26 protein-coding genes and 1 pseudogene are annotated in these 25,917 nt (G+C 67.1%); 21 read left to right on the top strand and 6 right to left on the bottom strand.

The genetic code is table 11. The annotated features are described in order from the left end of the window. Positions 1-88: 88 nt before the first annotated feature. On the top strand, positions 89-1,126 hold the full coding sequence (locus ACWEH3_RS21735; protein ID WP_450014860.1) for an LLM class F420-dependent oxidoreductase: 1,038 nt from the start codon (positions 89-91) through the stop codon (positions 1,124-1,126). Between the two features lie 48 nt (positions 1,127-1,174). Here the strand turns inward: ACWEH3_RS21735 and ACWEH3_RS21730 are convergent, their stop codons facing one another. Then, a complete protein-coding gene (locus tag ACWEH3_RS21730) occupies positions 1,175-1,513 on the bottom strand; it encodes an STAS domain-containing protein (RefSeq protein ID WP_355077676.1) in 339 nt (112 codons plus the stop codon). Between the two features lie 656 nt (positions 1,514-2,169). On the opposite strand from ACWEH3_RS21730, the gene ACWEH3_RS21725 reads away from it, so the two are divergent. Then, a complete protein-coding gene (locus ACWEH3_RS21725; RefSeq protein ID WP_450014859.1) occupies positions 2,170-3,006 on the top strand; it encodes an SDR family oxidoreductase in 837 nt (278 codons plus the stop codon). A gap of 585 nt (positions 3,007-3,591) precedes the next feature. On the opposite strand, the gene ACWEH3_RS21720 is transcribed toward ACWEH3_RS21725, so the two are convergent. Beyond that, on the bottom strand, positions 3,592-4,593 hold the full coding sequence (locus ACWEH3_RS21720) for a helix-turn-helix transcriptional regulator (RefSeq protein WP_450014858.1): 1,002 nt from the start codon (positions 4,591-4,593) through the stop codon (positions 3,592-3,594). Positions 4,594-4,654: 61 nt separating this feature from the next. Here ACWEH3_RS21720 and ACWEH3_RS21715 point away from each other — a divergent pair. Together ACWEH3_RS21715 and ACWEH3_RS21710 are read left to right on the top strand one after the other, a co-directional pair. Then, positions 4,655-5,212 (top strand): annotated as a pseudogene (locus ACWEH3_RS21715) (DinB family protein); the annotation flags it as partial. Positions 5,213-5,230: 18 nt separating this feature from the next. Then, positions 5,231-5,623, top strand: a complete 393-nt coding sequence (locus ACWEH3_RS21710; protein ID WP_450014986.1) for a RidA family protein — start codon at positions 5,231-5,233, stop codon at positions 5,621-5,623. 76 nt (positions 5,624-5,699) lie between these two features. On the opposite strand, the gene ACWEH3_RS21705 is transcribed toward ACWEH3_RS21710, so the two are convergent. Then, positions 5,700-6,878 carry a DUF3089 domain-containing protein gene (locus tag ACWEH3_RS21705; RefSeq protein WP_450014857.1) on the bottom strand — a complete coding sequence of 393 codons (1,179 nt, stop codon included), beginning with the start codon at positions 6,876-6,878 and terminating at the stop codon, positions 5,700-5,702. Positions 6,879-7,051: 173 nt separating this feature from the next. Continuing rightward, on the bottom strand, positions 7,052-8,476 hold the full coding sequence (locus ACWEH3_RS21700; RefSeq protein ID WP_450014856.1) for a serine hydrolase domain-containing protein: 1,425 nt from the start codon (positions 8,474-8,476) through the stop codon (positions 7,052-7,054). Positions 8,477-8,902: 426 nt separating this feature from the next. On the opposite strand from ACWEH3_RS21700, the gene ACWEH3_RS21695 reads away from it, so the two are divergent. The 13 genes from ACWEH3_RS21695 to ACWEH3_RS21635 all read left to right on the top strand — a co-directional run bounded on the left by ACWEH3_RS21695 (position 8,903) and on the right by ACWEH3_RS21635 (position 20,518). Then, positions 8,903-9,127 (top strand): hypothetical protein, encoded by a 225-nt coding sequence (locus tag ACWEH3_RS21695; RefSeq protein WP_195080102.1) that lies wholly within the window; start codon positions 8,903-8,905, stop codon positions 9,125-9,127. Further along, positions 9,127-9,315, top strand: a complete 189-nt coding sequence (locus ACWEH3_RS21690; RefSeq protein WP_450014855.1) for a hypothetical protein — start codon at positions 9,127-9,129, stop codon at positions 9,313-9,315. The genes ACWEH3_RS21695 and ACWEH3_RS21690 overlap by 1 nt, the downstream gene beginning before the upstream one ends. 367 nt (positions 9,316-9,682) lie before the next feature. Beyond that, a complete protein-coding gene (locus ACWEH3_RS21685) occupies positions 9,683-10,492 on the top strand; it encodes an MlaE family ABC transporter permease (RefSeq protein ID WP_397077333.1) in 810 nt (269 codons plus the stop codon). A 2-nt stretch (positions 10,493-10,494) separates the two neighbouring features. Continuing rightward, positions 10,495-11,358: an ABC transporter permease gene (locus tag ACWEH3_RS21680; RefSeq protein ID WP_450014854.1), complete on the top strand. Its 864-nt coding sequence runs from the start codon at positions 10,495-10,497 to the stop codon at positions 11,356-11,358. A gap of 8 nt (positions 11,359-11,366) precedes the next feature. Next, positions 11,367-12,815 carry an MlaD family protein gene (locus ACWEH3_RS21675; protein WP_450014853.1) on the top strand — a complete coding sequence of 483 codons (1,449 nt, stop codon included), beginning with the start codon at positions 11,367-11,369 and terminating at the stop codon, positions 12,813-12,815. After that, the gene (locus ACWEH3_RS21670) at positions 12,812-13,834 is read left to right on the top strand and encodes an MlaD family protein (RefSeq protein WP_450014852.1); all 1,023 of its coding nucleotides are present in this window, start codon (positions 12,812-12,814) and stop codon (positions 13,832-13,834) included. The genes ACWEH3_RS21675 and ACWEH3_RS21670 overlap by 4 nt, the downstream gene beginning before the upstream one ends. After that, complete coding sequence (locus tag ACWEH3_RS21665) at positions 13,831-14,844, top strand: MlaD family protein (protein ID WP_450014851.1); 1,014 nt, start codon at positions 13,831-13,833, stop codon at positions 14,842-14,844. Before ACWEH3_RS21670 ends, ACWEH3_RS21665 begins: the two co-directional genes overlap by 4 nt. Continuing rightward, entirely contained in the window at positions 14,844-15,944 is a 1,101-nt protein-coding gene (locus ACWEH3_RS21660) for an MCE family protein (protein WP_450014850.1), read from the top strand. The genes ACWEH3_RS21665 and ACWEH3_RS21660 overlap by 1 nt, the downstream gene beginning before the upstream one ends. Continuing rightward, the gene (locus ACWEH3_RS21655; RefSeq protein ID WP_450014849.1) at positions 15,941-17,071 is read left to right on the top strand and encodes an MCE family protein; all 1,131 of its coding nucleotides are present in this window, start codon (positions 15,941-15,943) and stop codon (positions 17,069-17,071) included. Before ACWEH3_RS21660 ends, ACWEH3_RS21655 begins: the two co-directional genes overlap by 4 nt. Beyond that, the gene (locus ACWEH3_RS21650) at positions 17,068-18,246 is read left to right on the top strand and encodes an MCE family protein (RefSeq protein ID WP_450014848.1); all 1,179 of its coding nucleotides are present in this window, start codon (positions 17,068-17,070) and stop codon (positions 18,244-18,246) included. The genes ACWEH3_RS21655 and ACWEH3_RS21650 overlap by 4 nt, the downstream gene beginning before the upstream one ends. Positions 18,247-18,256: 10 nt before the next feature. Beyond that, positions 18,257-18,946, top strand: a complete 690-nt coding sequence (locus tag ACWEH3_RS21645) for a hypothetical protein (RefSeq protein WP_450014847.1) — start codon at positions 18,257-18,259, stop codon at positions 18,944-18,946. A 168-nt stretch (positions 18,947-19,114) separates the two neighbouring features. Beyond that, positions 19,115-19,297 (top strand): hypothetical protein, encoded by a 183-nt coding sequence (locus ACWEH3_RS21640; protein WP_450014846.1) that lies wholly within the window; start codon positions 19,115-19,117, stop codon positions 19,295-19,297. A gap of 312 nt (positions 19,298-19,609) precedes the next feature. After that, positions 19,610-20,518 carry an oxygenase MpaB family protein gene (locus ACWEH3_RS21635; protein ID WP_450014845.1) on the top strand — a complete coding sequence of 303 codons (909 nt, stop codon included), beginning with the start codon at positions 19,610-19,612 and terminating at the stop codon, positions 20,516-20,518. Positions 20,519-20,829: 311 nt separating this feature from the next. On the opposite strand, the gene ACWEH3_RS21630 is transcribed toward ACWEH3_RS21635, so the two are convergent. Beyond that, on the bottom strand, positions 20,830-21,585 hold the full coding sequence (locus tag ACWEH3_RS21630) for an alpha/beta fold hydrolase (RefSeq protein WP_450014844.1): 756 nt from the start codon (positions 21,583-21,585) through the stop codon (positions 20,830-20,832). A gap of 95 nt (positions 21,586-21,680) precedes the next feature. Here ACWEH3_RS21630 and ACWEH3_RS21625 point away from each other — a divergent pair, with 95 nt between their 5' ends. Next, positions 21,681-22,070 carry a winged helix-turn-helix transcriptional regulator gene (locus ACWEH3_RS21625; RefSeq protein ID WP_450014843.1) on the top strand — a complete coding sequence of 130 codons (390 nt, stop codon included), beginning with the start codon at positions 21,681-21,683 and terminating at the stop codon, positions 22,068-22,070. Positions 22,071-22,104: 34 nt separating this feature from the next. Here the strand turns inward: ACWEH3_RS21625 and ACWEH3_RS21620 are convergent, their stop codons facing one another. Continuing rightward, positions 22,105-22,743, bottom strand: coding sequence for a PAS and ANTAR domain-containing protein (locus ACWEH3_RS21620; RefSeq protein WP_450014842.1), 639 nt, complete (start codon positions 22,741-22,743; stop codon positions 22,105-22,107). A 306-nt stretch (positions 22,744-23,049) separates the two neighbouring features. Here ACWEH3_RS21620 and ACWEH3_RS21615 point away from each other — a divergent pair, with 306 nt between their 5' ends. The 3 genes from ACWEH3_RS21615 (at position 23,050) to ACWEH3_RS21605 (ending at position 25,624) form a co-directional block, all read left to right on the top strand. Beyond that, positions 23,050-23,343 carry a hypothetical protein gene (locus ACWEH3_RS21615; protein WP_450014841.1) on the top strand — a complete coding sequence of 98 codons (294 nt, stop codon included), beginning with the start codon at positions 23,050-23,052 and terminating at the stop codon, positions 23,341-23,343. Positions 23,344-23,623: 280 nt separating this feature from the next. Next, positions 23,624-24,928 carry an APC family permease gene (locus tag ACWEH3_RS21610; RefSeq protein ID WP_450014840.1) on the top strand — a complete coding sequence of 435 codons (1,305 nt, stop codon included), beginning with the start codon at positions 23,624-23,626 and terminating at the stop codon, positions 24,926-24,928. A gap of 150 nt (positions 24,929-25,078) precedes the next feature. After that, the gene (locus ACWEH3_RS21605) at positions 25,079-25,624 is read left to right on the top strand and encodes a hypothetical protein (protein WP_450014839.1); all 546 of its coding nucleotides are present in this window, start codon (positions 25,079-25,081) and stop codon (positions 25,622-25,624) included. Positions 25,625-25,917: the final 293 nt, after the last annotated feature.

Below are 25,917 nucleotides of genomic sequence, written 5' to 3'. Positions count from 1 at the left end.
CCGGTCGTACGGTCGTGACCACGCCTTGCCGAACCTTCTCCCGTGGCCGGTGCGCGGCCCGACCGTACCCGCCGTTATGTTGAGTGCCATGCGCATCGGATTGAGCATCAACTACTCGGGGGGCTTCAAAGAGGCGGCGGCCGAAGTCGCCGACCTCGAGCGGGCGGGCCTGGACATCGTGTTCGTGCCCGAGGCGTACTCGTTCGACGCGGTGAGCGCGCTCGGTTACCTGGCCGCGAAGACCACGCACCTGCAGTTGGCCTCCGGCATCCTGCAGCTCTACACGCGTACTCCGAGCCTGACCGCCATGACCGCGGCGGGCCTGGACTTCGTCTCCGACGGACGCTACGTGCTCGGGCTGGGCGCGTCGGGTCCGCAGGTGATCGAGGGCTTCCACGGCGTGCCCTATGACGCGCCGATCGGCCGGACCAGGGAACTGGTCGAGATCTGCCGGAAGGTCTGGCGGCGCGAGCGCCTGGAATACCAGGGCAAGTACTACCAGATCCCGCTGCCCGCCGAACGGGGCACCGGTCTCGGCAAGCCGCTCAAGCTGATCAACCACCCGGTGCGTGAGCGCATTCCGGTGCTGCTGGCCGCGCTCGGACCGAAGAACGTGGAACTGGCCGCCGAGATCGCCGAGGGCTGGCAGCCGATCTTCTTCCTGCCGGAGAAGGCGAAGGATGTGTGGGCGGACTCGCTCACCGCGGGTCTGGCCAAGCGCGACCCCGCCTTGGGCGACCTGGACGTGTACGCGGGTCCGGCCCTGGCCATCGGGGACAACGTCGAACCGCTGCTGCAGTTCGTGAAGCCGCATCTGGCGCTCTACATCGGCGGCATGGGCGCCAAGGGCAAGAACTTCTACCACACCCTGGCCACCAAGTACGGCTACGGCGCCGAGGCCGACCGCATCCAGGAGCTGTACCTGGCGGGGGAGAAGGAGGCCGCGACGAAGGCGGTCCCGGACCAGCTGGTCCGGGACATCTCCCTGGTCGGCTCGGCCGGATACGTCAAGGAGCGGGTCGCGGCCTTCAAGGAAGCCGGCGTGACGGTCTTGAACGTCGTTCCGATGGCGGCCACCGCCGCCGAGCGCGTCAAGCTGATCGAACAGCTGCGCGAACTGGTCTGAGAAAGGCGCTGCCGCCGTCGACGGGCGCGACGGCGGCAGCGGCAGGCGTCATCTCTGCCGGAGCGCCGCCAGCGCGGCGTCCAACGTCGAATGCAGCGCGAACACCTGATCAAGGCTGGTCATCTTCAGCTGCCGACTGGTCGCCGGGCCCTCGGCGACGACGGCGATCGCGGTGGTCGAGCCGGCGCGCTGGTGGGCCGCGACGAGCGTCGCCATGCCCGCCGAGGCGAGGAAGCTGACCGCGGTGAGGTCGATGATCAGGGCCGCGGGCTTGCCGCTGAGAATGGCATCGATCGCATTCTCCAGTGCGGGCGCCGTCGCCAGATCGACCTCGCCGGCCACCGTCAGCACCGTGGCGCCGTCGTGGGCCGCGACCGTGGTGGTCATCGTGTCCGCGAGGGGATACGCGTCTCCGGAAGTGTTGGTCACAACTTCACAACACACAAATCGCGGCGGATTCGCAACCTTTGGGTGTTCATAGAGCTAACCATACCCCGTTTCGCCGACCGGCCCGCCGAGCCGACGGCCGCGGGGGCAGCGCTCGCACGCCATCAGCTCGGCAGCCCCAGCCGATCGGCGAGCGTGCCGAGGATGCGATGCAGGTCGGCGATTTTTGGAGTGAACGATGCAAGACCAGAAGCTCAATCGAATCGCGGTGATTCTCAATGCGATCGGCGCGGCTACCGCCGTGGCGTTCAGCGTCGCGGCACTGGTCGATCCGACCGCCGCGATCTCCACCGGCGCGGACTCGCCCGGGATCGATCTGTATGCCCGGGCGTACGCGGTCCGCGCGATCCCGCTGGGTGCCGCGCTGCTGTTCAGCCTGGCCGGGCGCCGCAACCGGGCACTCCTCCCGCGCCTCACCGTGTCGGGCGCGGTACAGCTCGGTGACGTCGCGCTCCGCGCCGGTCGCGGCCTGAGCCGCGACTTCGGCGTGAGTCGGACATGCCCGGCGAAGCCGAGGTCGGCGACGACGGAAATCCCGGTTCGGATGGCTCGTGTCAGCAATCTCCGAGGAAACTTCTGTGGCAGGGTGGTCGGCTGTGCGGACAATCCTGATCACGGGGGCGACATCGGGTATCGGGCTGGAGTCGGCTCAGCAGCTGGCGGCGCAAGGGAATCGGCTCGTGTTGGTCGGGCGGAATCCGGAGAAGCTCTCCGCCGCGGCGAAGCTGGTCCGAGACGCGGGGGCGGCGGGAGTCGACACGCTGGAGTGCGATTTCGCGTCGCAGTCGTCGGTCCGGCAGCTGGCGAAGGAGGTTTCGTCCGCCTACGACCGGCTGGATGTGCTGGCCAACAACGCAGGTGGCTACCACAAGACCCGGAGCGAGACCGTGGACGGTATCGAGGCCACGTTCGCCGTCAACCATCTCGGTGGTTTCCTGCTCACCGAACTGCTGACGGATCTGATGGTGCGCAGCGCGCCGTCGCGCATCGTGTTCACCTCGTCGGTCATGCAATTCGGCGCCACCATCGATTTCGCCGATCTGGAGTTCCGGCAGAGTTATTCGGGAGAAAGGGCATACAGCCGGTCCAAGCTGGCGAACGTCCTGTACACCCGGGCGCTGGCGCGGCGTCTGGAGGGAACCGGCGTAACGGTCAACGCCTTTCACCCCGGTGCGGTGGCAACCGGGATCTGGGATTCGATGCCGTGGTTCGGGCAACCCTTCGTGGCGCTCGCCAAGCGATTGTTCATGATCTCCGCCGCGGAGGGAGGACGAGCGCTGACCTACCTGGCCGCCGGCCCGGAAGTCGCCGCGGTCAGCGGCTGTTACTTCCAGAACAACTGCGTCAAGGCTCCGTCCCGTCTCGCGCAGGACGACGCGCTCGGGCAGCGGCTGTGTGAAGTCAGCGCCGCTCTGGTCGGACTCACCGGGTAAGCGCACACACGACCAGCGACACCGTTATCGCTGAGCAACACGACAATCGACGCCGACTGAAGCGGGAAGCAGGGGAGCGTGCTTCGTACTCGTTTCGAGTCGATCGGCGCGTACACGCCGACGACTGTCCGCTCCACCGAGGATCTGATCGCCGAGCCGGCCCGTGCCGCGGTCGCTGGATCTGGAGCGCATCACCGGGATCAAGAATGGTCGTGTCTACGACTCGGATCCGGACCGGTACGAATCGTCCTTCGAGCTGGCGTTGCACGCGATCGAGGACTGTCTGTGGCATTCCGGGTATCGGGCCGACGAATTGGACGTCGTCATCTCGGCCTCTATCACGCGTACTCGCGGCGCGGGAATATTCTGCTACGCACTGTCTTTCGCGCCCATGCTCGGCAATGCGATCGGCGCGAACGCGGCTCGGCACTTCGATGTCTGTCTGACCTACAGGCCGCGGTCGGCGTTGCCCACGTGCGGCGAATCGCGCGGTGGAACCACGCGAGCCGGGACACCGACCGGCTCCGTGGACATCCGCGACAGCGCCGAACCGATACGTCCGGGCCTCGTCGAAGCGCGACGGGCTCAGGAATCCGCGATGGGGTCCGTCGGGGCGGCTGCCGCACCAGCGGACAGCAGTTTCTCGGCCAGCGCGCGGGCGCGGTGCACGAGCTCGGGCGGGTCGAGTATCTCGAAGTCGTGCCCCAGCAACAGCACATGCACGAGCACGATGTCCAGGCTGTGGTCGGCTCCGCTGCGGACCTCGCAGCGTCCGCTGCCGCACGGCCGTACGACGGCCGCCGACGCCGGAATCTGCGCGCGCACCGTGTCGGCGGAGGCGTGCACCAGGAAGCGTGCCCGCAGCGGGTACACCCGGCTCGCCACGCCTTCCTGCACGTAGGCCGCCGCCTCGGGCGCCGCACGCGGGCGGAAGCGCCACGTCCGTGCGGCGACATCGGTCATCCGGTCGACGCGGAAGCTGCGCCAGTCCTCGCGATCGAGGTCGAAGGCCAGCAGGTACCAGCGCCGGTCGGAGGCGACCAAACGGTACGGCTCGACCCGCCGCCGTCGCACCCCGTCTCCGGCGGGATAGTCGAAACCGGCCTCGACTTCGTCCCGGCACGCTCTGGCCAGCGTCATCAGCACCTCGGGGTCGACGGGCGGGTGGCCTCCGCCGAAGGACTCCACGGAGCCGGAGAGCGCCTGCACTTCGTGCCGCAAACGGGTGGGCAGCACCCGGTCGAGTTTGGCCAGCGCCCGGAGCGCGACATCCCCGGCGCCCGCGACCGCCGCGCCCGCGCCGCCGAGGAGCGAGACCGCGGTGACGATCGCTTCCTCGTCGTCGAGGAGCAGCGGCGGCAGCTCCTGCCCCCGGCCGAGCTGATAGCCGCCGCCGACGCCGTGGCAGGCGTGCACCGGGTAGCCGAGCGCGCGCAGGCGCTCGACATCGCGCCGTACCGTGCGCGGCGTAACACCCAGCCGCTCCGCGAGCTCGCGCGCGGTCCAGACCTGGCGTTGCTGCAGCAGTCCGAGCAGGGTCAGCACCCGCTCGGTCGTGCCCCGCTCGGCACCGCTCGCCGCTTCCATGTCGCTCAGCCTGCCAAATAGCGGACCGATTCTGTCCGCTAGGGGTGCCAGGGTGGGCGGCATGAACGCAGACGCACTCGACTGGAACAGGACACTGCGGGAGCAGTGGGAAGCCCACTGGAACCATCAGCTACGCGACCGGCTCCACGGTCTCACCGACGACGAGTATTTCTGGTCGCCGGTACCGGACGCCTGGAGCGTGCGGCCGCGTGGCAGTTCGACGGCGCCCGTGCAGGCAGGGGCCGGGGACTTCACGATCGACTACGCCTTCCCGAATCCCGTCCCCGCGCCGTTCACCACGATCGCCTGGCGACTCGGTCACGTCATCGTCGGCGTGCTCGCCGCGCGCAACGCGACCCATTTCGGCGCACCGGCTGCCGCGTACGAGACATGGGAATACGCGGGCGACGCGGCCACCGCGCTGGACCAGCTCGAAGCCCAGCTCGACATCTGGCTGACCGGAGTGCGTGGTCTCGGCGATGCCGGCCTGCGGGTCCCGATCGGCCCGAACGAGCCCTTCCCCGAGGCGCCCATGGCCGATCTGGTGCTGCACATCCATCGTGAGCTGATCCACCACCTGTCCGAGGTCTGCCTGATCCGCGACCTCTATACGCACTCCGACGCTGTCAGGAAACCCGTGATCACGAAGACGACCCACCTCGACCCCGAGGAACTGCAGCACAACCCGGCCTTCACACAGGGCGTGATCGCGCCCGCTGCCCAGACCGTCTATGTCGGCGGTCAGCTCGGCACCGACAGCACGGGAGAACTGCTGGACGGGTTGGAAGCGCAGACCATCCAAGCCATGCGCAACGTACTGACCGTGCTGGCGTCTGCGAATACCGGTCCCGAACACGTCGTCAAACTGACGATCTACCTTGTCGCCGGGACCGACGCTCAGGCGGGCTACGCGGCGGCGCGAAAAGTGTGGGGCGACCACCGCACCGCCATCACGGTCGTCTCCACCGCGGGACACGCTCGCCCCGGCGCGCTGGTGGAGATCGATGCTGTAGCGACCATCCCCGAATAGCCGCGCCTGTGGCCGATTCGCCGCGCGGTCGGGCGTCGCCGCGCGGAGAGATAGGCGGCTTCGCGGACTCCGGCGTTCAGCGGTGCGCCGCGCGGTCGGCGCTGATCTGGGATGCGACGATGCGGACCAGGTCGCCCAGTGCGATCTCCACGTCCCCGAGGTGCAGGCCCCAGGTCGCGTCCGGGACGGCGTACAACTCGGCGCTGCCGGGTTCCGGCGTCGCCAGTAGCGCCGCCGCGTCGCCGTCGCGGACGCATTGGAGCCGGTACTTCTCGGCGGGGACCAGCCACGGAGTCGGCGCGGCGACGGCGGACGGCCCGTGGCGCAGTGCCAGTTCGGCGGCGAGTGGGCTGGGCACGGGAGCGGTGCGGAGCACGGTGGCCGCGGTGCGGGACTCGTTGCCGCTCAACGAAGTCGGATTGGTGCAGGCGACCTCGTAGTCCGGGCCGTACGGACGCGGCAGCGGCTCCGGGGTCGTCGGGTTGCGGCCGAATCGGCTGTCCGGGGGCGGGGTCGCGCCGAAGGTCTGCCAGGCCAGGACGCACCGTGTCTGCTGTTCGCCGCGGCACAGCGGAAGGTGCTGGAAGTCGCCGCCGACGTCACCGTTCTTCGGCACCACCACATTGCCACCCAGCAGGATCGCCGACAGGATCCGCTCGCGCACCGCCTGCTGCGGGTCGATCTCCTCCCGGATCAGTTGGCGCAGCATGCGGGCACCCTGCGAATGCCCGAGAAGGACGATCGGCCTTCCGCTTTCGCGCTCCGCGAGGAACTGCCGCCACGCGCGCAGGACGTCCTCGTACGCGATACGCGCCATCTCGGCGCGCTCGTCGGGGGAGTATGCCCGTTCCCGCGCCAGCGCGGTGAGGGTCCGCTGCCGGTACACCGGCGCGAATACCTGACAGACCTGGGAGAATCGGGCGGCCTGTTGTTCGGCCACCGCCCGCACCTCCCGGGTCACCGCGGTATCGGAGTTCGGCGTGGGCTCCAAAGACACCGTCGGATACACATAGAAGCAGTCCACCCCGGAATCCCCAGCAGGCGTGGCGTCCTCCCGCACATCGGGTTGCCCCGCCTGCCGCACCGTGGTCGCCGAGCTGCCTCGACAGGGGTCGTCCGCTCGATCCGGCCTGCACAACCACACGACACCGGTGTCACCGGCCGGGTCCGCCACCGCGCCGACCGACGATCCCGCCAGCACTCCGACTCCGCACACGACGGATGCGACCGCCCGCCGCCACCGACTGTCCCGCATAGCGCATACCTCGCTTTTCCGCGCCCGACCGTTGAGGACGGCCTCGCCATACCGGGATCGGCCGTTCGGTCACCTTCGACGGCGTCAGCCTAATGGCGAACGCACCGGCTCACGCGCGCATCGTCTCGGACGGCGAAGAACTCGCTCGCGGTGGCGGATGGCTCCGAGAGCGGTCAGTCACGCCGGGTCAGTCGGCCGCCGCCGTTGCGGAAACGCGCTCGGCCGTCACGGATGTCGTGAAAGGAGACGAGCAGCAGTCGCAGGTATCCGTCGAACGTCTCGAACGGGTATCCGGCGGGCGCGAAAAGGCCGGGCCGGATCGGCACGTACCGCTGCGGAGGGGCGGCGGTCGTGCCCCCGGCGAACTCGGTGAAGATCCGCTCCTGCGACGGGTCCGCCGGTTCGTAGGTGACGCGCTCCTCGAGTTGGCCGTCGACGACGCCGACCTCGACGCGCAGCTGATCGGAACGGTAGGTGCCGATGTAGGGTGTGAGATCGATGTCCTGCGCCGATTCGGTGATCAGAGTGGGGATCCGAACGCCGAGGTGTTCGCTCAGCAGCCAGCGCAGGATCTGGTCGTGCAGCACGATCGCTGCCGGGGTGTTGCCGAAGGCGGTGAACACCAGGTCGTGCTCGGGCACGACGCACAGGATGGACACGCCACCGGGTGACGCGCCCGACATCGCGAGGACGATCGTGTCGCCGAACGGATACCGCACCCAACCCAGGCCCATCGGGGGGACGTTCGGGGTGGCCATGTCGTGCGAGACCTGTTGCATCAGTGCGGTCGACCCGGCCGAGAGGACGCGCGTTCCGGAGGGGGACACACCGCCCGCGAGATGGGTGCGTCCGAAGGCGAGCAGGTCGGCGACGGTGCCGATCGGCGTGCCGCCTGCCGGTCCCCAGGTGTCGGGCAGTGTGAACATTCCGGTGGGCTGGGCCGCCATGGTCTCGGGGTCCGGGAAGTGCCCGATGGCGGTGCTGCGCAGGATCGCCCGTTCGGCCGACGTGCTGGAGTCGGTCATGCCGACAGGTGCGTAGACATCGCGCTCGAGCAGGTCGGGGAAGGACAGACCGGTCACCACCTCCAGCAGGCGGCCCGCGACGATCATGCCGCCGTTGGAGTAGCTGAGCTGCTCGCCGGGCTCGAACAGGACACCGCAATTGCGCGCGAGACCCTCGACATAAGTTTTCAGGGAGTCGCGCCCTTTCGCATCGGGGAAGAACAAGTCCGCATCGATGCCGTTGGTATGCGAAATGAGGTGGCGAACCAAGATCTTCTGCGCGGCGCCCGGCGCGGTCAGGGCGAACTCGGGCAGGTACCGCACCACCGGCGCGTCCAGATCGAGCAGCCCCCGCTCGACCTGCTGGAGGACCAGCGTGGTGGTCAGCACCTTGGTCACCGAGCCGAAGAGGAACCCGGTGTCCGCGCGCATCGGCGCCCCGGAGGCGACGTTCGCGGTGCCGTGGGCGACGACGATCTGCTCGCCCGCACGGTAGACGCCCGCGACGAATCCGGGGACTTCGTTGGACATGCAGTAGGCGGCGATCTGCTCGCGGATCCGGGCTTCGGCGGTGTGCAGTGCGTTGTTGTTCATGCCGACCACCGTCCAACCTTGCCCCGGGGGCAAGGTCAAGCCCGTGCGACGGAGTCCATTCCCGCGTAGGCCTTACGTGGCGGCGTGGCGGGGTGCGCGGTGCAGGACCAGCTTGGTGGTGTGCGCCGTGTAGGCGTCCGGGGCGTCTTCCCCATCGGCGGTGATGGTGGTGTGCGGGCACAGTGTCGCGCATCAAGAAGAATGGTCATCAACATGGTCTGGTCGCCCGCTGCTCTCATGGGCTTATGACCTGCATATATCGAGATTATCGGTCCGTATCACTCAATATCTCTTCCATATATGAAAGAATATCGACTAACATACGGCGCGGATCTCGTTGACTGGCGCGTGCGGCCGGACGCCCCTTCCGGTGGAGTCCGATGCGTGTGCGGCGGCGTGGATCGAAGGGAAAGGATGCATCGACGCATGCTCAAGAAGCTGGACCGAATACTCGGTTACGAGATGAAGGTCTCCGAGTTCCTCGGCACTCTCATCATCATCGGCGTTCCCTACGGCCTGGCCGGGGTGATCTGGACGCTCACGCACACCGGTCATCTGCGCGATATGCACGGCATCGATCTGCTGATGTCGTTCCTGGGATCGATCGTGTGCTGGCCCGTGCTGACCTTCTCGAACGTGTGCATGACCTGATGATGGCTTTGGTGTGGCTCATCGACGTACTCGTGATCGTGGTCAAGATCCTCGGTGGGCAGATGAAGGTCGATCCCGTGCTCCGCTTCGGGCTGTGGGTGGCCGTACTCGGTCTTTTCCTGGCCGGCTGCGCGGTGCTCATCGCACTCGTGGTGCTGTTGCAACGTTGGCTGGAGGCTCTCGCCTAGCGGCTTCGCCGACTCAACTCGGATCGTTCGAGTTCGGAATATTCTATTACTTAAGACCGGAAGTCGTGTTCCGGTGGAGTCATCTATGTGCAGTCGCTGTACATATGAGCAGCAAGAAGGCGGTATCGGACGCAGTCGTAGGCGTGGATCGTGCTAGTCGGCCGATGTCGACTATCTGGAATAATCAATCACTTGTGACTTGTCTGGCGTCTATGAGGTGTGCAACACTTCACCCGCTCCGCGCCATCGAAGGGGCGGCCGCCGGCGCGGTGGACGAGAAATCGGAAAGGAACGGCTACCGGTGACTGCCTCGTTGCGAACGCCAGCCGACAAGCAACCGCCACTGGAACCGGGCGAGCTCGGGAAGATGATCGACAGCGCTTCGGGCTTGTGGCGGCGCCACCCCCAGCGGTCGCTGGAAACATTGGGCAGGCAGGTCACTCTGGGCCGCGAAGCCTTCGTCCAGCTGTTCGTCTCACTGGTGCGAGGACGATTCCCGTACCGGGAATTCATCAAGCAGTGCGCCTTCATGGCCAACGTGTCGGCGGCGCCGACGGTATTCGTGGCCATCCCGATCGCCGTCGTGGTCTCCATCCAGGTCGGCGCGCTCGTGAATCAAGTCGGCGCAACGACATTCATCGGCGCGGTCGCCGGATTGGGCATCATCCGCCAGGGCGCTCCGCTGGTGTCGGCGTTGATGGTCGCCGGTGCGGTCGGTTCGGCGATCTGTGCCGATCTGGGATCGCGAACCATCCGGGAAGAGATCGACGCGATGATGGTGATGGGCGTCGATCCGGTACGCCGCCTGGTCGCGCCCCGGCTCGCGGCGGCGGTGCTGGTGAGCGTCCTGCTCTGCGGATTCGTCGTGTTCGTCGGATTCGCCACCGCGTACATGTTCAACGTGTACGCCCAATCCGGTACGCCGGGCTCGTTCATCAGCTCCTTCGCGTCCTTCGCGGTGGCGAACGATCTGATCATCGCCTTGGTCAAGGCCGCGATCTTCGGGGTGCTGACCGCGGTCATCGCCTGTGATATCGGCTTGCACGCGCACGGCGGCCCTGGCGGTGTCGCGAACGCGGTGAACTCGGCGGTGGTCAGCTCGGCGCTGATGTTGTTCGCCACCAACATCATTCTCACTCAGCTGTACAACACGCTCTTCCCGGCGAAAGTGGTGTGAGCATGGCGAGCAGCTACACACCTCCGGCGCTGCGGCCCCTGCATGCCGCCGGGAAAGTCGCGCTGGCGCCGGTGCACGCCAATCAGCGTGTGGGGCATCAGGCCATCACGTTCTTCCAGGCGCTGATCGCCATCCCGTTCGTCCTGAAGCACTATCGCCGTGAGGTGGCCAGGCTGACGGCCGATGTCGGCTGGGGCAACGGCTCGCTCATCGTGGGCGGCGGCACGATCGGTGTGGTCGTCATCCTGTGCGCGTTCGGCGGCATCATCGTCGGCATGGAGTCGTTCACGGCTCTGAATCTGCTGACGATGTCTCCGCTCACCGGAGCGATCTCCGGATTCGCGACCACTCGTGAACTCGCGCCGATCCTGGCGACCTTGGCCTTCGCCATCCAGGCGGGATGCCGATTCACCGCACAACTGGGCTCGATGCGGATCTCCGAGGAGATCGACGCGCTGGAGTCCATCGCCATCCGCCCGCTGCCGTATCTGATCAGCACCCGCATGATCGCCGCGACCCTGACCATCATCCCGCTCTACAGTATCGGTCTCGCCACCGCCTACCTGGCCACCAAGATCACGGTGCTGTTCCTGGGCGGCACGGCGGCGGGCACCTACGACCACTACTTCTTCCAGTTCCTGATCGGCCCGGACGTCTTCTTCTCGCTGCTCAAGGTAGTGGTGTTCGTGCTGCTGTCGACGTTCATCCAGTGTTACTACGGCTACGTCGCCACCGGTGGCCCGGAAGGTGTCGGGGTCGCGGCCGGGCGCGCCATCAAGATGGTGATCGTCGTGATGGTGTTCGCGAATCTTTTTCTCACGCTGACGATCTGGGGCATTGATCCCGGATTCCGGATCTCGGGGTAAGGCCGACGATGATTCTTGACCCCAGTGGTCGCGGACCGACCGCGAGACAGCTGACCCTCGCCGGGTCGGCGGTGCTGACGACGGTAGCGGTCCTGCTGTACCTGCTCGCGCTGCGCTACACCGGCTACTTCGAGGACAAGGTCCCGGTGACCGTGGAGCTCACCAGCACCGGCGACGGCTTGCCCGGCCGTGCGGACGTCAAATTCCGCGGCATGGTCGTGGGCCGGGTGGCCGCGGTGGACGTGGTGGCCCGCGGCGCCCGGCAGCAGGCGCGCGTGGATCTGAAACCGGGTGTCGCCTCGACCATTCCGGTGAACGTGACGGCCAGGGTGATCCCGAACAACCTGTTCGGCGTCACGGCGATCGAATTCGTCGACAACGGTCCGGAACCGAGGACGCTGCGCGCCGGCGCCACCATCGCGGAGGACACCAGCAGCGAGACGGTGGCGTTGCAGACGACGTTGAATGTGCTGCGCAACGTGCTCGAGAACATCCAACCGGAGAAATTGGGCCGAGTGCTGGCCACTCTCGCGGCCGCGCTGGATCCCGCGGCGCGTGCGCCCGGCTCGACGGTGGAGCGCCTGGACCACTGGCTGACCGAAATTCGGGCGACGCCCGGCATCGACGCACTCCTCGGCGATCTCGGGCGGGCCTCGATCGCGTTGAGCCAGTCGGCTCCCGAACTGGTCGGGGTGCTGTCGGAGTCGGTGACCACCGCCCGCACGCTTGCCGAACGACGGTCGAAGCTCATCGACTTGCTGGCCACCGGCAACGCGACGGTCGAGTCGGTCAACGCACTGTTCGCCCGCAACCCCGACGCGGGCAAGTTCCTCGTCTCCGGTCTCGATGATCTGTTCGGCGGGCTGGCCAAGGATCCCGAGGCCATCCCGTACACGGCCGCGAATCTGAACGTGGCCCTGCAACGGCTGGCGACCACGTTCCACTTCGGTCCGTCCAGACAGATGGTGTGGAAGATGGATGTCTCGTTCACGCCGTTCCAGCAGTACACGGCGAAGGACTGCCCGCACTACGGCGACCAGTACGGTCCCCGCTGCGGAGGCGCCACGGTGCCCGAGGTGGCGCCGGAGCAGGACTACCCGCCGCAGCTGATGCCGAAGTGGCTCGACGCGGCGGGGCCCGCACCCGTACCGGTCGCGCCCGCGCCGCTGGGCGCGATGGGGCTGGTGCTGCCGGGCCTATCGGCGATACCCGGTCTCCCGTTCATCCCGGGTCTGCCGTCCATCCCCGGCCTCTCGCCGAGCGCCGTGGCACCCGGCGAGCCCGGCTCGCAGAGTGCGGGTCCCGAGGCGCGGCCCATCGCGTTGCGCGGTTCCGACGCCGTGGCGGCGATCGTGGGAGCGCGGCCGACCGTGGCCCAGTACCTGCTGCTGACTCCGGTGCTGGCGGGCGGATCGGTCACCGTGACCGCCGCCGACGAGGGAGGGACGCGCCGATGAGATCAGGCAAGGCGCTGGCGGGATTCAGCTTGTTCGCGGTACTGGCGATCGCGCTCACCGTCACCATCTGGTCCACGTTGCAGCGGTCGGTCAGTGGGGATACCGCGCGCTATTCGGCGGTCTTCTCCGACGTGCTCGGCCTGCGCGTCGGGGACGACGTACGCATGGCAGGCGTGCGGGTCGGTCGCGTGGACAAGATCGACTTCACCGACGGCTACCGCGCCGAGGTGGAGTTCCGGATCGATGCGCGCCAGCATCTCACCACCACGACGAAGGCGTTGGTGCGCTACCAGAATCTGATCGGTCAGCGCTATATCGCCCTGGCGCCGGGCAAGGAAGCGGGCGCCGTCGTCGCGGCGGGCGCGCGGATTCCGTTGGAGCGAACCGAGCCGTCGTTCGACGTGTCCGCGTTGTTGTCCGGCTTCGAGCCGTTGTTCAGCGTGCTGCAACCCGATCAGGTCAATTCCCTGTCCGAGACGTTGATCCAGGCCCTGCAAGGCAATCAGGTGTCGCTCAGCAGCCTGATCACCCAAGCCGCGGATCTGGCGGGCACCTTCGGGCAGCGGGACAAGATCCTCGGGGAGGTCCTGAGCAATCTCAGCTCCGTGATCGGCGGCCTGGCCAATCGCAGCGGCGAGCTGGAGACGCTGCTCACCCAGGCCAGGGCTCTGGTCGAGGCGCTCTACTCGCAGGGCGAGAGTCTGAAGCAGTCGGTGGATCGCGTCGCGCACACGACCGACTCGCTGACTCAGCTGATCATGCAGGTCAAGCCAGGTTTGTCGAAGGCGCAGAACGATGCCACCACAGGTGTGGCGTTGCTGCTGCTCAACGGCGCTTCCTTGGACCGGGCGGCGGTCGAACTGCCCGCCGTCCTCAACGGCGTCGCGCGCTTCACCAGCAACGGCGCCTACGGCAACGCGTATTTGTGCAGCCTCGACGTGTCGTTGTGGGGCGTGCTGCTGCCTCCTGGACTGTTCTCCCAGGTGGGCGGCAACTCGCATTCGGAGGTGTGCCGATGAGCAAGCGCATTCCGTGGCCGGGATTCCTGCGGAACCGGTATCTGCGGCTCGGCCTGATCGCCGCCGTAGCGGTGGCCGGTCTGTTGATCGGCTCCAGTGTCCTGACCCAGGCCCGGTTGGGCGACAAGACGATTCACGCCGAATTCGCCCAGGCCGCGGGTTTGCGTCCGGGCGCGACGGTGGACGTGTCGGGGATCGAAGTGGGTGCGGTGCGCGCGGTCCGTCTCGAAGGCGCCAAGGTGGTTGTCGATCTCAAAGTGCGTCGCGATCTCCGTCTCGGCCCCGACGCGCGTGCGGCGATCAAGATGTCGACGATTCTCGGCCGCCTGCACGTGGACCTGGTCCCGGGAGACGGAAAGGGTCTGCCGGGCAATCGCATCCGCATCGAGAACACGTCGGTGCCGTACAACCTGAGCAAGGTCATCCAGGACCCGAAATACAAGAACTCCTTCGAACGCATCGAACGCCTCGATCCGCAGAAGCTACGCCAGGCGCTCGACCTGGTCGACCAGCAGATGGGGGATTCTCCTCAGCTGGCGGTCCAGGCGCTCGACAGCATCGGCGCGCTCGCCAAGGTCGTGACCGATCGCCGCGACGAAGTGGACTCGCTGCTGAAGAGCATGGACCAGGTGTCCCAGCTGGTCTCGGACAATCAGAACAGCGTGCTGTTGCTGCTGACCCGCGGCGAGGCGATCGGTAACGCCGTCCAGAAGCGACAGGATCTGTTGAAACAGTTGCTCGACAACGTCGCGGCCCTGTCGAGATTGCTCCAGGAGATGGGTCTGGAGAACAACGGCCGGCTCGGGCCGTTGATCCACGACCTGAACACCATGTCCGAGGGATTGGTCAAGAACCGCGACAATCTGGACCGGCTCTACGAGAACATGCCGATCGCCTTGCGGCAGTTCAACAACGCCGTCGGCAACGGTCCGTACGGCGACGTCTGGGCGCCGTGGTTCTTCCCGGACAACTGGCTGTGCTTCGCTCGAGCCGTACAGGGGTGCAATTGATGAGAACACGACGATTCGCGCAGCTCGGCGTGCTGATCGTGGCCGCGCTGGTCACCGCCGGTTGCGGGCTCGTACCGGACAGCCTGACCGCGCTGCCGAGGCAGTACCTCGGCGAGCACATCCGCGTCAGCGCCGATTTCGAGAACGTCGCCGGGCTGTACGCGGGCAACGAGGTCGCGGTGCTGGGCGTTCCGGTCGGCCGGGTCGACACCGTGGAGGCCAAGGGCAGCTACGTCCAGGTCACCATGAGCCTGGAACAGGGAACCAAGGTCCCGGCCGATGCCATCGCCGCCTTGGTGTCGCCGCAGCTGATCACCAATCGGCATGTCGAACTCGCCCCCGCGTACAGCGGGGACGGGCCGTTGCTCACCGACGGGACGCACATCCCGCTGGCCAGGACGCGCACACCGGTCGAGCTCGACCGCATCCTGCAGAATTTCGACCAGCTCGGCGCCGCGCTCAAAGGCGACGACCGGAACGGACCGATGGCCAGCCGTGTCCTGTTCCCGCTCTTGGACGGCAACGGCGACAAACTGCGCGCGACCCTGGACGCGCTGTCCTCGGCGTTCGAGGTGACCTTCGCCAACAAGGACCAGATCTCGAACACGATCATCGAACTCAACGAGATCACGCAGATCATCGCCCAGAACGACCAGACGGTACGTGATTTCAGCGGCCGCCTCACCGAGCTGGTACAGCTGATGGGCGACCAGGCGCCCGGTCTGGAGGCGGTGCTGCGGCAGTTGGACCAGTTCGTCACCAACACCGCCACGCTGGTCGGCGAGAACTCCGATCAGCTCGCGGGTGCGCTGGAGCGATTCACGACCATCACCGAACAGATGCGGGCCAACGCCCGCGGCCTCACCGAGATCGTCGACGTCGGGCCGTTGCTGTTCGAGAACTTGTCCAACGCGGTCAGCCGGGAACACCAAGCGCTGCGCCTGCACGCGCTGACCGACAAGGTCCTGCTCGACAACGAGGTCGTGTCCCAGTTCTGCGAACGCATCCAGATGCGCCTCGATGGCTGTCGCACCGGGAAGATCCAGGACTTCGGTCCCGACTTCGGCCTCACCGCGGCACTACTGGGGATTTCGAAATGATCGGGACGAACCCGCTTCGACGCACCGCGGTGGCGGCGGCGCTGGTCGCGGTCATGGGCGCCGCGACCGGCTGCGGCGTGACGGTGGCGAATCTGCCGATGCCCGAACCGGGTATCGGCGCACCCGGTTACACCATTCGCGCGGCCTTTCGTGACGCGCTCAATCTGCCCGATCACGCGCACGTGAAGATCGGTGGCACCGATATCGGCGTCGTCACCGCGATCAGCACGACCAACTTCATCGCGGAGGTGGAGATGCTGATCAGGGTGGACATCCCGCTGCCACGCGGCACCACCGCGGAGTTGCGTCAGGCGACGCCGCTCGGCGACATCTTCGTCGCGATGACATTGCCCGCGGCCACATCCGGCGGCGAGAATCTGCGCGCCGGTGAGGTCATCGGAACAGAGCACACGTCGGCCGCCGCGTCCGTCGAGCAGCTGATGATGTCGGTCTCGATGTTGATCAACGGCGGCGGCATCAACCAGGCCGCGAAGATCACCTCCGAGATGGATTCGATGTTCGCGGGCCGCGCGCCACAGCTCGCGCACCTGCTCAGCGAACTGACCGATGTCATCGCCGCGCTGAATCGACGCACCGGCGACATCGATAGCGTCCTGACCGGCCTGAACGTGCTCACCGGTGAATTGGCCAGGCGGAAGGCCGAGTTGGGCGACGCCGCGGATACCTTCCCCGGGCTGCTGGCTCTGCTCGCGGAGAACAACCAGTCCATCGTGGACCTGCTCGACAAAGTCTCGACCACGATGACCGCGCTCGGCGATTTCACCGAGACGACCGGTCCGCAGGCGGTCGGCTTGTTCGACAGCATCCAGCGGTTGATGGCGGGTTTCACCCAGATGGGCGACGACCTGGGCGGAACGTTGAACGGCCTGCACACCATCTATCCCTCGCTGATGGCGAGCCTGGACGGGCCCGCCCTGGCCGTCGCGGCGACGGTGTCCTACCTCAGCGTCGGGGCCTTGACCGATCCCAGCGGCAGCAGGCTGCCCGAGATCGGCGACGTACCCGCGTTCATCGGCAGCTTGGCGCAGGTGATCGAGAAGGTGATCGGCCGGGTCACCAGTCCGCCACAGCAACCTCAGCAGCCCCAGCAAGGAGGAGACCGATGAATCCCCCCTTGTGGCGATGGCTGGTCCGCCGCCGCGTCGCGGTGGCGAATTTCGGATTGATCGTGGTGCTGCTCCTCGGCGCGGCCTATCTCGGCGCCGAAGTCCTGCGGTTCGATCCGCTGTCCGACGACTACACGGTGACCGTGGAATTGCAATCGTCCGGCGGCTTGTCGGCGGGCAACGACGTCACCTTTCGCGGCACCAGGGTCGGCACGGTCCGCGAGGTGAAAGTCGCGGGCAGCGGCGTCGCGGCCGTGGCCTTGATCGACTCCGCGGCCAAGATTCCCGTGGGCGGCACGGTCGCCGTCGGCCGGTTGTCGGCGGCGGGCGAGCAGTACCTGGATTTCCGCCCGGATTCCGACACCGGCCCCTACCTCACCGACGGAGCGCTGGTGGAACGCTCCCAGACGACCGTGCCGGTGACCGTGCAGTCGGTACTGACCAATCTCAGCGGTTTCATCGGGGGATTGAACCCGGACCGGTTGAACGTGATCATCGACGAACTCGACAAGGCGCTCGCCGGAGGCCCCGACCAGTTGCGCAACATGGTGTCGGGCATCAGCCGCGCCATGGCCGGGCTGTCCGACCTGCTGCCGCAGACACGTCAGCTGATCGAGAACCTCGAAGTGATCGCGGAGACGACCTCGCATGCGCAACCGGACCTCGCGACACTCACGCGCACGGGCGGCGTGCTGTTCGAGCAGCTGACCGCGGCGGATCTGGAAGTACGTCACCTCCTGGACGAAGGGCCGGCCCAGCTCAGCACACTCGGCGGCTTCGTGTCCCGCACCCAGGATCCCATCACGAACCTGGTGACGAACTTCGTCGCGATCACCAAGGCGGCCAAGCTGCGCGCCCCGGCGATCGCGGCGCTGTTCCCCGCGTTGCGGGTCGGCTCGGAGGCGCTGGGCATACCCGCCCACGACAACGCCTTCCACACCCTGGTCGACATCTGGCCGCGCCCCACATGCGAATACGACACCATCCCCGTGGTGCCCACGGACAAGATGACCGACACCCGGGTCCGGCTCTACAACTACTGCGTCACCAACGATCCCGCCTTGCAGGTGCGTGGTTCGGCGAACGCGCCGCGTCCCTGGATTCCGGACAACGGGGCCGCCCGGCCGCCTGGTGTCCGTGGCGACGAACTGTCCCGCCCGGTCCCCGGCAACTAGGAGATTTCCGATGAAGAGTCAAGACGTCGATCCGGCCGCCGAAACCGGCGCGCCCGCAAGACAACCGGACGGGAAGGACGCCGAGTCCGTGCGCACCGACTCCGCGGGCACGACTGCGCCGGACGCGAATCCCGCCGGAACCGGCACAGCGAAATCCGGTGATCGGTGGCGCCGGCTGCGCGGTCTGCCGATCCGCCGTCCCGGTCCGATCGCCCTGCGTTCGGCGGCCGCGATCCTCGTGGGTGTGTCGGTGGCGTCGGCCGGTTACTGGTGCGTCCAGGATCACAACAGCAAGAATCTGCTGACGGCACAGGAAGACGCACGCGCCGCGGCCTGCCGCTACGCGCCCGTCCTGGCGAACTACGACTCGAAGAATCTCGACGCCTACTTCGCCGCCGTCAGCGACGGCGCCACCGGCGACTGGAAGAAACAATTCGAGTCCACCAGCACGGAGCTGCGTACGGTGCTCGGCGAAGGACAGGTCACTTCGGCCACGCGCGACGTGCAGTGCGCGATTCGCGCCGGTGACGAACACTCCGCCGAAGCGATCGTGGTCATCGGCCAGACCATCACCAGTCTCGGCACCAAGGGCAAGCCCGCGCCGGGGCAGTTGTCGATGGTGATGCGCTTGGAGAAGGTCGGGGACCGGTGGCTGGTGAACAAGGTCAACTCGCCGTTGGCATTACCCGCGCAGCCCTGACGCCGGTGCCGTGAAGAGCGCGAGAACAGAATCCGCCGAGCCCGGCTCGGAACGGGTGGTACGCAGGCGCCCGCGTAACCGGCGGGCACAGGTCGCCGAATCCTCCGTCGCGCAGCCGTCGACGGACCCGCCGATACTTCGGCCACTCCCTCCGCGGCGCTGACGGAATTGATCGCACTCTACGTCGCGGGCTTCTTCGCCGAGCGGGAACTGACATTCGTGTACTACACGGAGTTCTCGCACGTCCCGGCCGAAGACCGAGTCGTGTTGCGTTCGGTATGGTCGTCGACCTCGGCAGGGCTCTGGGGGACGGCAGGCGCGGCTGTCCGCAGGATGCCGTGGCGCGCTTGATGCAGGTCACCTTGTTCGATACGGCGACACAGCCGCCCGGCGTGCGGAAATGAGCGACCTGACACGGCGATTCCGGCGGCCTTGCGAACTAGGTGAAAACTGAGAACGTAGGCCCACTTATGACATCATGTGACCGAGAAATATCGCTTTTATTACCAGTTTTGTTGTGTCGGCAACATCGAGTCGAGTAGAATAGTCGATAACATATTCACGGTGGCCGGTCCCGGTCACCGAACGCAGGAGAGTCCGATGCGCGCCGATGTTCTCGTGGAGGAGCGGCCGAAGTGTGAACGCAGATGGAAGGACATCCCGATGACCGCAGTCGCTCATCAACCCGATCGCGACCACAGCGCGCCGCTGACGAAGGACCACACCCGCATCGGTATCAGCGTCACGCATCGGCCGTACACCAAGCGGCCGATCGAACTCACCGACGCATTGGACTTCTGGTCCTTCGCCGGCGCCGCAGCCAACGTCGTGATGCAGATGGCCCGGCCGGGCGTCGGCTACGGCGTGGCCGAAAGCAAGGTGGAGTCCGGCTCGCTGATGAAGCACCCGTGGAAAAGGGCGCGCACGACCACGCAATATCTCGCGGTCGCCATCCTCGGTACCGACGAAGAGCGCACGGCATATCGCGAAGCGGTGAATGTGGCGCACCGGCAGGTGCATTCGGCCCCGGGCGCCGCCGTGAAGTACAACGCCTTCGACCGCAACCTCCAACTGTGGGTCGCCGCCTGCCTTTACATCGGTTTCGAGGACACCTACCAGCTGTTGCACGGGAGAATGAACGACGAGCAGGCCGAAGCGTTCTACACCTCGTCCTCCACCCTGGGCACCACCTTGCAGGTCACGGAGGACATGTGGCCTGCCACCCGCGCGGAATTCGACGAATATTGGAACACCGCGTGCGAGCAAGTCGCGCTGGACGACTACGTCCGGGGCTACCTCGAGAGCCTGCTGAATCTTCGCATGATCCACTGGTACCTGCGGCTGCCTTTCCGGAACCTGCTCCGGTTCCTCACCATCGGATTCCTGGCCCCGATTTTCCGGGAACAGCTCCGGGTCGAGTGGACCGACGCCGACCAGCGGAGGTTCGAGAACCTGTTCGTATTCGTTTCCTTTGTCAACCGCTTCATTCCGCGCTTCGTGCGGCACGGCGGATCGCACGCGCTGATGGTCGATCTGCGGCGGCGAATCCGCAAGCAGAAGAACCTCATATGAGTCCGAACAAGTTGCTCGTTGAACTATTCCGCCCCCGCGGAACCAGGGTTTGGTGATTTCGCGTACAGCCCGGTACATTCGTCTTGTCAAACTACCGAGCGATCGGTGGATAGGCGCGAATACCCCCGAGCGAGCCCCGAACCGATGTATACCGGTTCGGGGCTCGGTTGGTTTCCGCGCGCTTTTCGGTCAGTCTTGCCGAGGTACGGCCGTGTGGTCGTCGTCGGCGAGAAAATCGCTGAGCAGCGACACCAGTTCCGTCGGTGCGTGCAGCGGGATGATATGCCCGCAGCCCGGAATCTCATGGTGGATCAGCGCATCGGTAATGGGAGCCAATTGCCGGGCCAGCGCGTCACCCACCGGGTGTGCGCCGACGGCCATGGTCGGCACCTTGAGCCGTGCGGTGGCCACCGCGTCGTGTATCTGCCGGGCGCTGGCCGGCATCGCACGGTAGTAGGAGAACGCGCATCGCAACGCCTCCGGGTCGCCGTAGGCCTCGACGAAAGCGTCCCGAATCGGCGCGGGGACACCGTGGCCCAAAGTGCCCGCGGCCAGAAACCAGTCGATATACGCCGCCTCGTTTCCGGCGATGACCTTCTCCGCGAGGCCGGGCACCGCATGGAACCCGAACCACCAGGGCGGCCCGGCGGACAGGAAATCCTCGGCGCCGGGCAGCGTGCCCAGCAGCGATCCATCAGCACCAGTCGCCGCACCCGGTGCTGGTGCCGCATGGCCAGCAGAAAGGCGGGTGGCGTGCCCGCGTCGATTCCGACCACCGCCGCGGTCGGCTCGCCGAGCGCGTCCAGCAGTCCTGCGGCGTCGACGGCCAGATTCCCCGCGTCATAGCCGTCGGCCGCGCGCGTGCTCGCCCCGAGGCCGCGCAGGTCCGGTGCGATCACTCGGTGCCCTCGCGCGAGCGGCCCGATCACCTCGGACCACAGCTGCCAGGTGTGCGGGAACCCGTGCAACAGCAGGACCGCGGGCCCACGTCCGGCGATCGCGACATTCACCTCGATGCCATTGGTCGCGATGCGGCGCAACGAGATCTCGGAAGACAAGGTGGTCATCACCTACTCCTGGTCACTATTGGATATCAGGTGACCGTAGGTAAGCTATGCGGCGCTGCCAAGACCGCACCTTCGAATCAGGTGGTGAGCCCGAGGTGACTACCGATCCCCTGCGGAAGCACGTCGAAGCCGCCGGTGACCTGTTCGATCCCGCCTGTCCCACCCGGCGGCTGCTCGACCGCATCGGCACGAAATGGGTCTCCATGGTGGTGAAACTGCTCGCCGAGGCCGCGCCCGGCGAGGTGCGCTTCGCCGAACTCCAGCGCCGCATGCCCGGTGTCTCGCAGAAGATGCTCTCCGTGACACTGCGGAATCTGACCGGGGACGGGCTGGTCGCACGGCGCGTGGAACCCACCGTGCCGCCGCGCGTGTACTACCGGCTCACCGAACTCGGTCTGTCGCTGGAAGTTCCGCTGGCGGCGCTACGCGCGTGGGCCGAAGCGCACATGGCCGAGATCGACCACGGCCGTCCGGACAACCACTGACACGACGGGGAAGCCGAGACCCGACGACATCGGGTCAAGGGCAGCCCTGGACATGACGTTCGTGCGCGGTGAGCAGCACGTGGTCGAAGCGCGTGCGGGTCTGCACATCCGCACCGCCGGAATCGATCAGCGCGGCCACGAGTTCCTCGGCCAGAACACGCAGTTTCGTATTCGTCTCCTGCGACCGCCAGGTGAGCACACGGAATGCCTGATCGGCCGAAATCCCGTACACCATCATCAAGGCGCCCTTCGCCTGCTCGATCACTTCGCGGGCGGCGACCATCTCCGGCAGCGTGGCGTCGATGATCTCCTGGCGCTCCTCGTCGACGGTGTCGGTGACATCGATGTAGTACCCCGCCGTGCCGACCACCGCACCGATGGCGTCACGCATCTGATCGCCGACGACCAGCACGTGGTGCGTGACGCCCGCGGTATCGACGATGCGGTGGCGGCCGCTGAACGGCAGCCCGGTCTGCACCGCCGTGGCCAAGGTGTCGGCGACCTCCGCCCGGTCGTCCGGATGCTTGTGCGCCAGGAGCAGTTCCGTCGTCGGTGTCACCTCACCCGGCGCGTACCCGTGTAGGGCCGCGACCTCGTCCGACCATTCCCAGCGTTGATCGGCGAACCAGAACTGGAAACTTCCCGTCCTTTTGGAGACCGGGACCGTGGGCACGGCCCCCGATGGTGCGTTGTCGTTCACTGATTCGGCATTCCCCGCCGCGTAATGGGTATGCGTGTGTACCGCGGGAGGCGTGAACCGCCTCACAACGCCAGGACGCATCCGCGGGCGGCCGAGCGTCACAGCTTGTAAGCACCTGCGCGACCATCGTGCCCTGGCACGGGAAGACCGACCATGCGCGCCGTCGCTCCGGCAGCAGGCACACTGTGCGAGGCATTCGATCGAATGTCACAGTGGCGTGGTCTGCTCCGTCTGCCCGGAGAGAACGCGGGGCGCGAGCGGCGAAGCGAGGAGCGGGAAGTGGTCGATACGAAGAGGATTCCGGACGAACGGTCCGACAGCGGACGGCCGGTGCGCGCGGATGACGCTGTCCCCAGTGCGGCCGCGCGTCCGGCGAAGTGGAAGATCTGGTTGCTGACGATCGCCGGTCTCTACCCGTTGCTCACGGGATTGGTGACGATCGCCGCGCCACTGCTCGACCAGCTGCCGTCGCCGCTCCGGCTGGCCTGTATCGTGCCGGTTGCGGTGGCCGCGATGGTGTGGGTGATCATGCCGCTGCTGTCCCGGTGGTTCGCGGGGTGGTTGTCCCGCTGAGGATGTCGGTACCGATCGGCCGAACGTGATCGGCGCGATTGTCGCTGCGAAATTATGCTGGGGCCGTGCGGATCGGACTGCGGCGGCGGGTGTATCCGGGCGCCGAGTACGCGACACTGTTCTTCGGTTCACGGTCGGTCTGGGCAGGCACTTCTATCACGGCGCCGTGCAGGCGGCCCCCGGCCGGATGATCGGGGCGACACCAGCGTGACAAGGCGCGAGCTTCAGCGTCGATGACGCGGGTATCCGCCGCCCTGTGGTGGATACTCTGCGACGGGCGGTGAGCACGCCTCTGCTGTACTTCTTCATTCTCGGTGACATCCTGGGCGCGGGCGTCTACGTGCTGGTCGGCAACATCGCGCGGGAGTCCGGTGGTGCGATCTGGTTACCGCTTCTGGTGGCCCTCGGTATGTCCTGCCTCACTGCCGGTTCCTATGCCGAGTTGGCGACGAAGTATCCCAAGGCGGGCGGCTCGGCCCACTACGCGGGCCGTGCGCTCGGGCCGGCCGCGGGATCGCTCGTCGGCTTCTGCATGCTCGCGGCCGGTGTCGTGTCGGTGGCCGCGCTGAGCAGGGCGTTCGCCGCGGACTACCTCCGCGCCTTGGTCACATTGCCGACCGCGCTGGTCGTGGTGGTGTTCATCGGCGCGTTGGCGCTGCTCAACATCTATGGCATCAAGGAGTCGCTCGGCGCCAATGTGGCCGCGACCGTGGTCGAACTCGGCGGCCTCGTCGTGGTCATCGGGCTCGGCGCATGGGTGATCGTTCGGGGAGACGCCGAACCGGCCCGGCTCGCCGAGGTGGGGACCGAGCAGCACGGGGTCGTCGGCGCGACCCTGGCGGGCGCGGTACTGGCCTTCTACTCTTTCGTCGGGTTCGAGACCTCGGTGAATCTGGCGGAGGAAGTCGCCGAGCCGCGCAGGTCCTATCCGCGCGCGCTCTTCGGGGCGCTGCTTACCGCCGGTGGCGTGTACCTGCTGATCGGCTTCGTGGCCGGTGCGGCGGTACCCACCGATCGGCTGGCGAATTCGAGCGGTCCGCTGCTGGAGGTGGTGCGCCTGGCCGGTGGCGTTCCGGACGAGTTGTTCGCCGTGGTCGCCCTGGTGGCCGTCGCGAACGGGGCGCTGCTGACCGGCATCATGTCCTCGCGGCTGGCCTACGGCATGGCTCGCGAGGAGCTGCTTCCGCGCGCGCTGGGCCGGATTCTGCCGGGCCGCCGGACGCCGTGGGTGGCGATCGTCGTGACCGCGGCGGCGTCGTTGTCGCTCGCACTGACCGGCGAGGTGGCCTCCCTCGCGGAGACATTGGTGTTGTTGCTGCTGGTCGTTTTCGCGGCGGTCAATACGTCGGTGCTGATCCTGCGGCGGGAGCCCGACGGGGCCGAGCATTTTCGCGTGCCCCGCGTCGTGCCTTGGCTGGGTCTGGCTTCCTGTCTGTTCCTGTTCACGCGGATCGACGGGGTCGTGTGGTTGCGGGGTTTCATTCTGATCGGCGTCGGATTGCTGTTCGCGGCCGTGAACGCGGTTCGCGCCCATCGGTCCGAGCCGGACGGCGAGAGCGCTTTCTCGGCCGGGTGCGGTGCATGACGATTCGCTCTCCATTGCGCGGCGACACGGACAGGTCGTTGCACCCGGATGCGCCCGGTGGTACTTCTTCACGGCGCCACGGCGCCGATCGCAGTACGGAGATCGGATCGGTACCCCCTGAACTCGCCCCTGTCCCGGAGGTTCCACGCGATGACTTATCCAGTGCACGGCGGCTCCTCGCTCCGCAGCAGACTCCGCGGCTACACCCCGCGGCGGTACAACCGGCTCCCGGCGGCGCATCGCGTTCTCGCCGTCCCGAATCGTCCCAGCGAATGGCATCCGGGGATGCTGTGGTGGGATGCGAGCACAGTGCGCGTGACGTACCCACGGCCGGAGGCCACGGGGCGTTGGACCACCGTGCCGCACCTCGTGTTACCGGTCGACCACGGGCGTCTGGCCTTCTGTATCTCGTCGCATTCCAGCGAGGCTCGGCACCTGGCCCGCGAACCACGGGTCATCGTGCAGGCCGCGGACTGGCGAGGTGCGCCGGCTCTCGGGTCGCGGCAGCATCAGGGCACGGCCGAAGTGCTCCGTACCGGGCCACTGTTCCACCAGGTCCGGACCGGTATGCCGACCAAATACGGACGATGGCTCGGTCTGGCGCGTCTGGGCCACAGACTGGCCATGGGCGCGGCGCCCTACGGCGACATCGTGGTCGTCGTCACCGTGAGCGAGAACTCGCTGCTCGGCACGTGACCTCACCCTTCGGGAGTTCCGCTGTCCCGCGGTGACATCGCCCGCAGCCGATCCGAGAGCGGTTTGCTCGAACTGGACACGTGCACAGAGCGCTGTCCATACGATGGGGGCGTCGTGTCGCGGAAAGCGTGACGCACCGAGACCGACGGAGGTCGGCCTGCGTCAGGGCCCGCTTCGGCGCCGGGATCGAAGAGGTGTGCTGCTACTTCCCCGGCTACCCACCGGATGCGGCGGACGTCGCCGACTGGGTGCGCGCATCGCACCGGAGCGGTGAGGTGCACCCGTCGCTCGAC

The organism is Nocardia sp. NPDC004718 (genome assembly GCF_053601535.1).
This window is presented reverse-complemented; position numbering and strand designations above follow the sequence as displayed.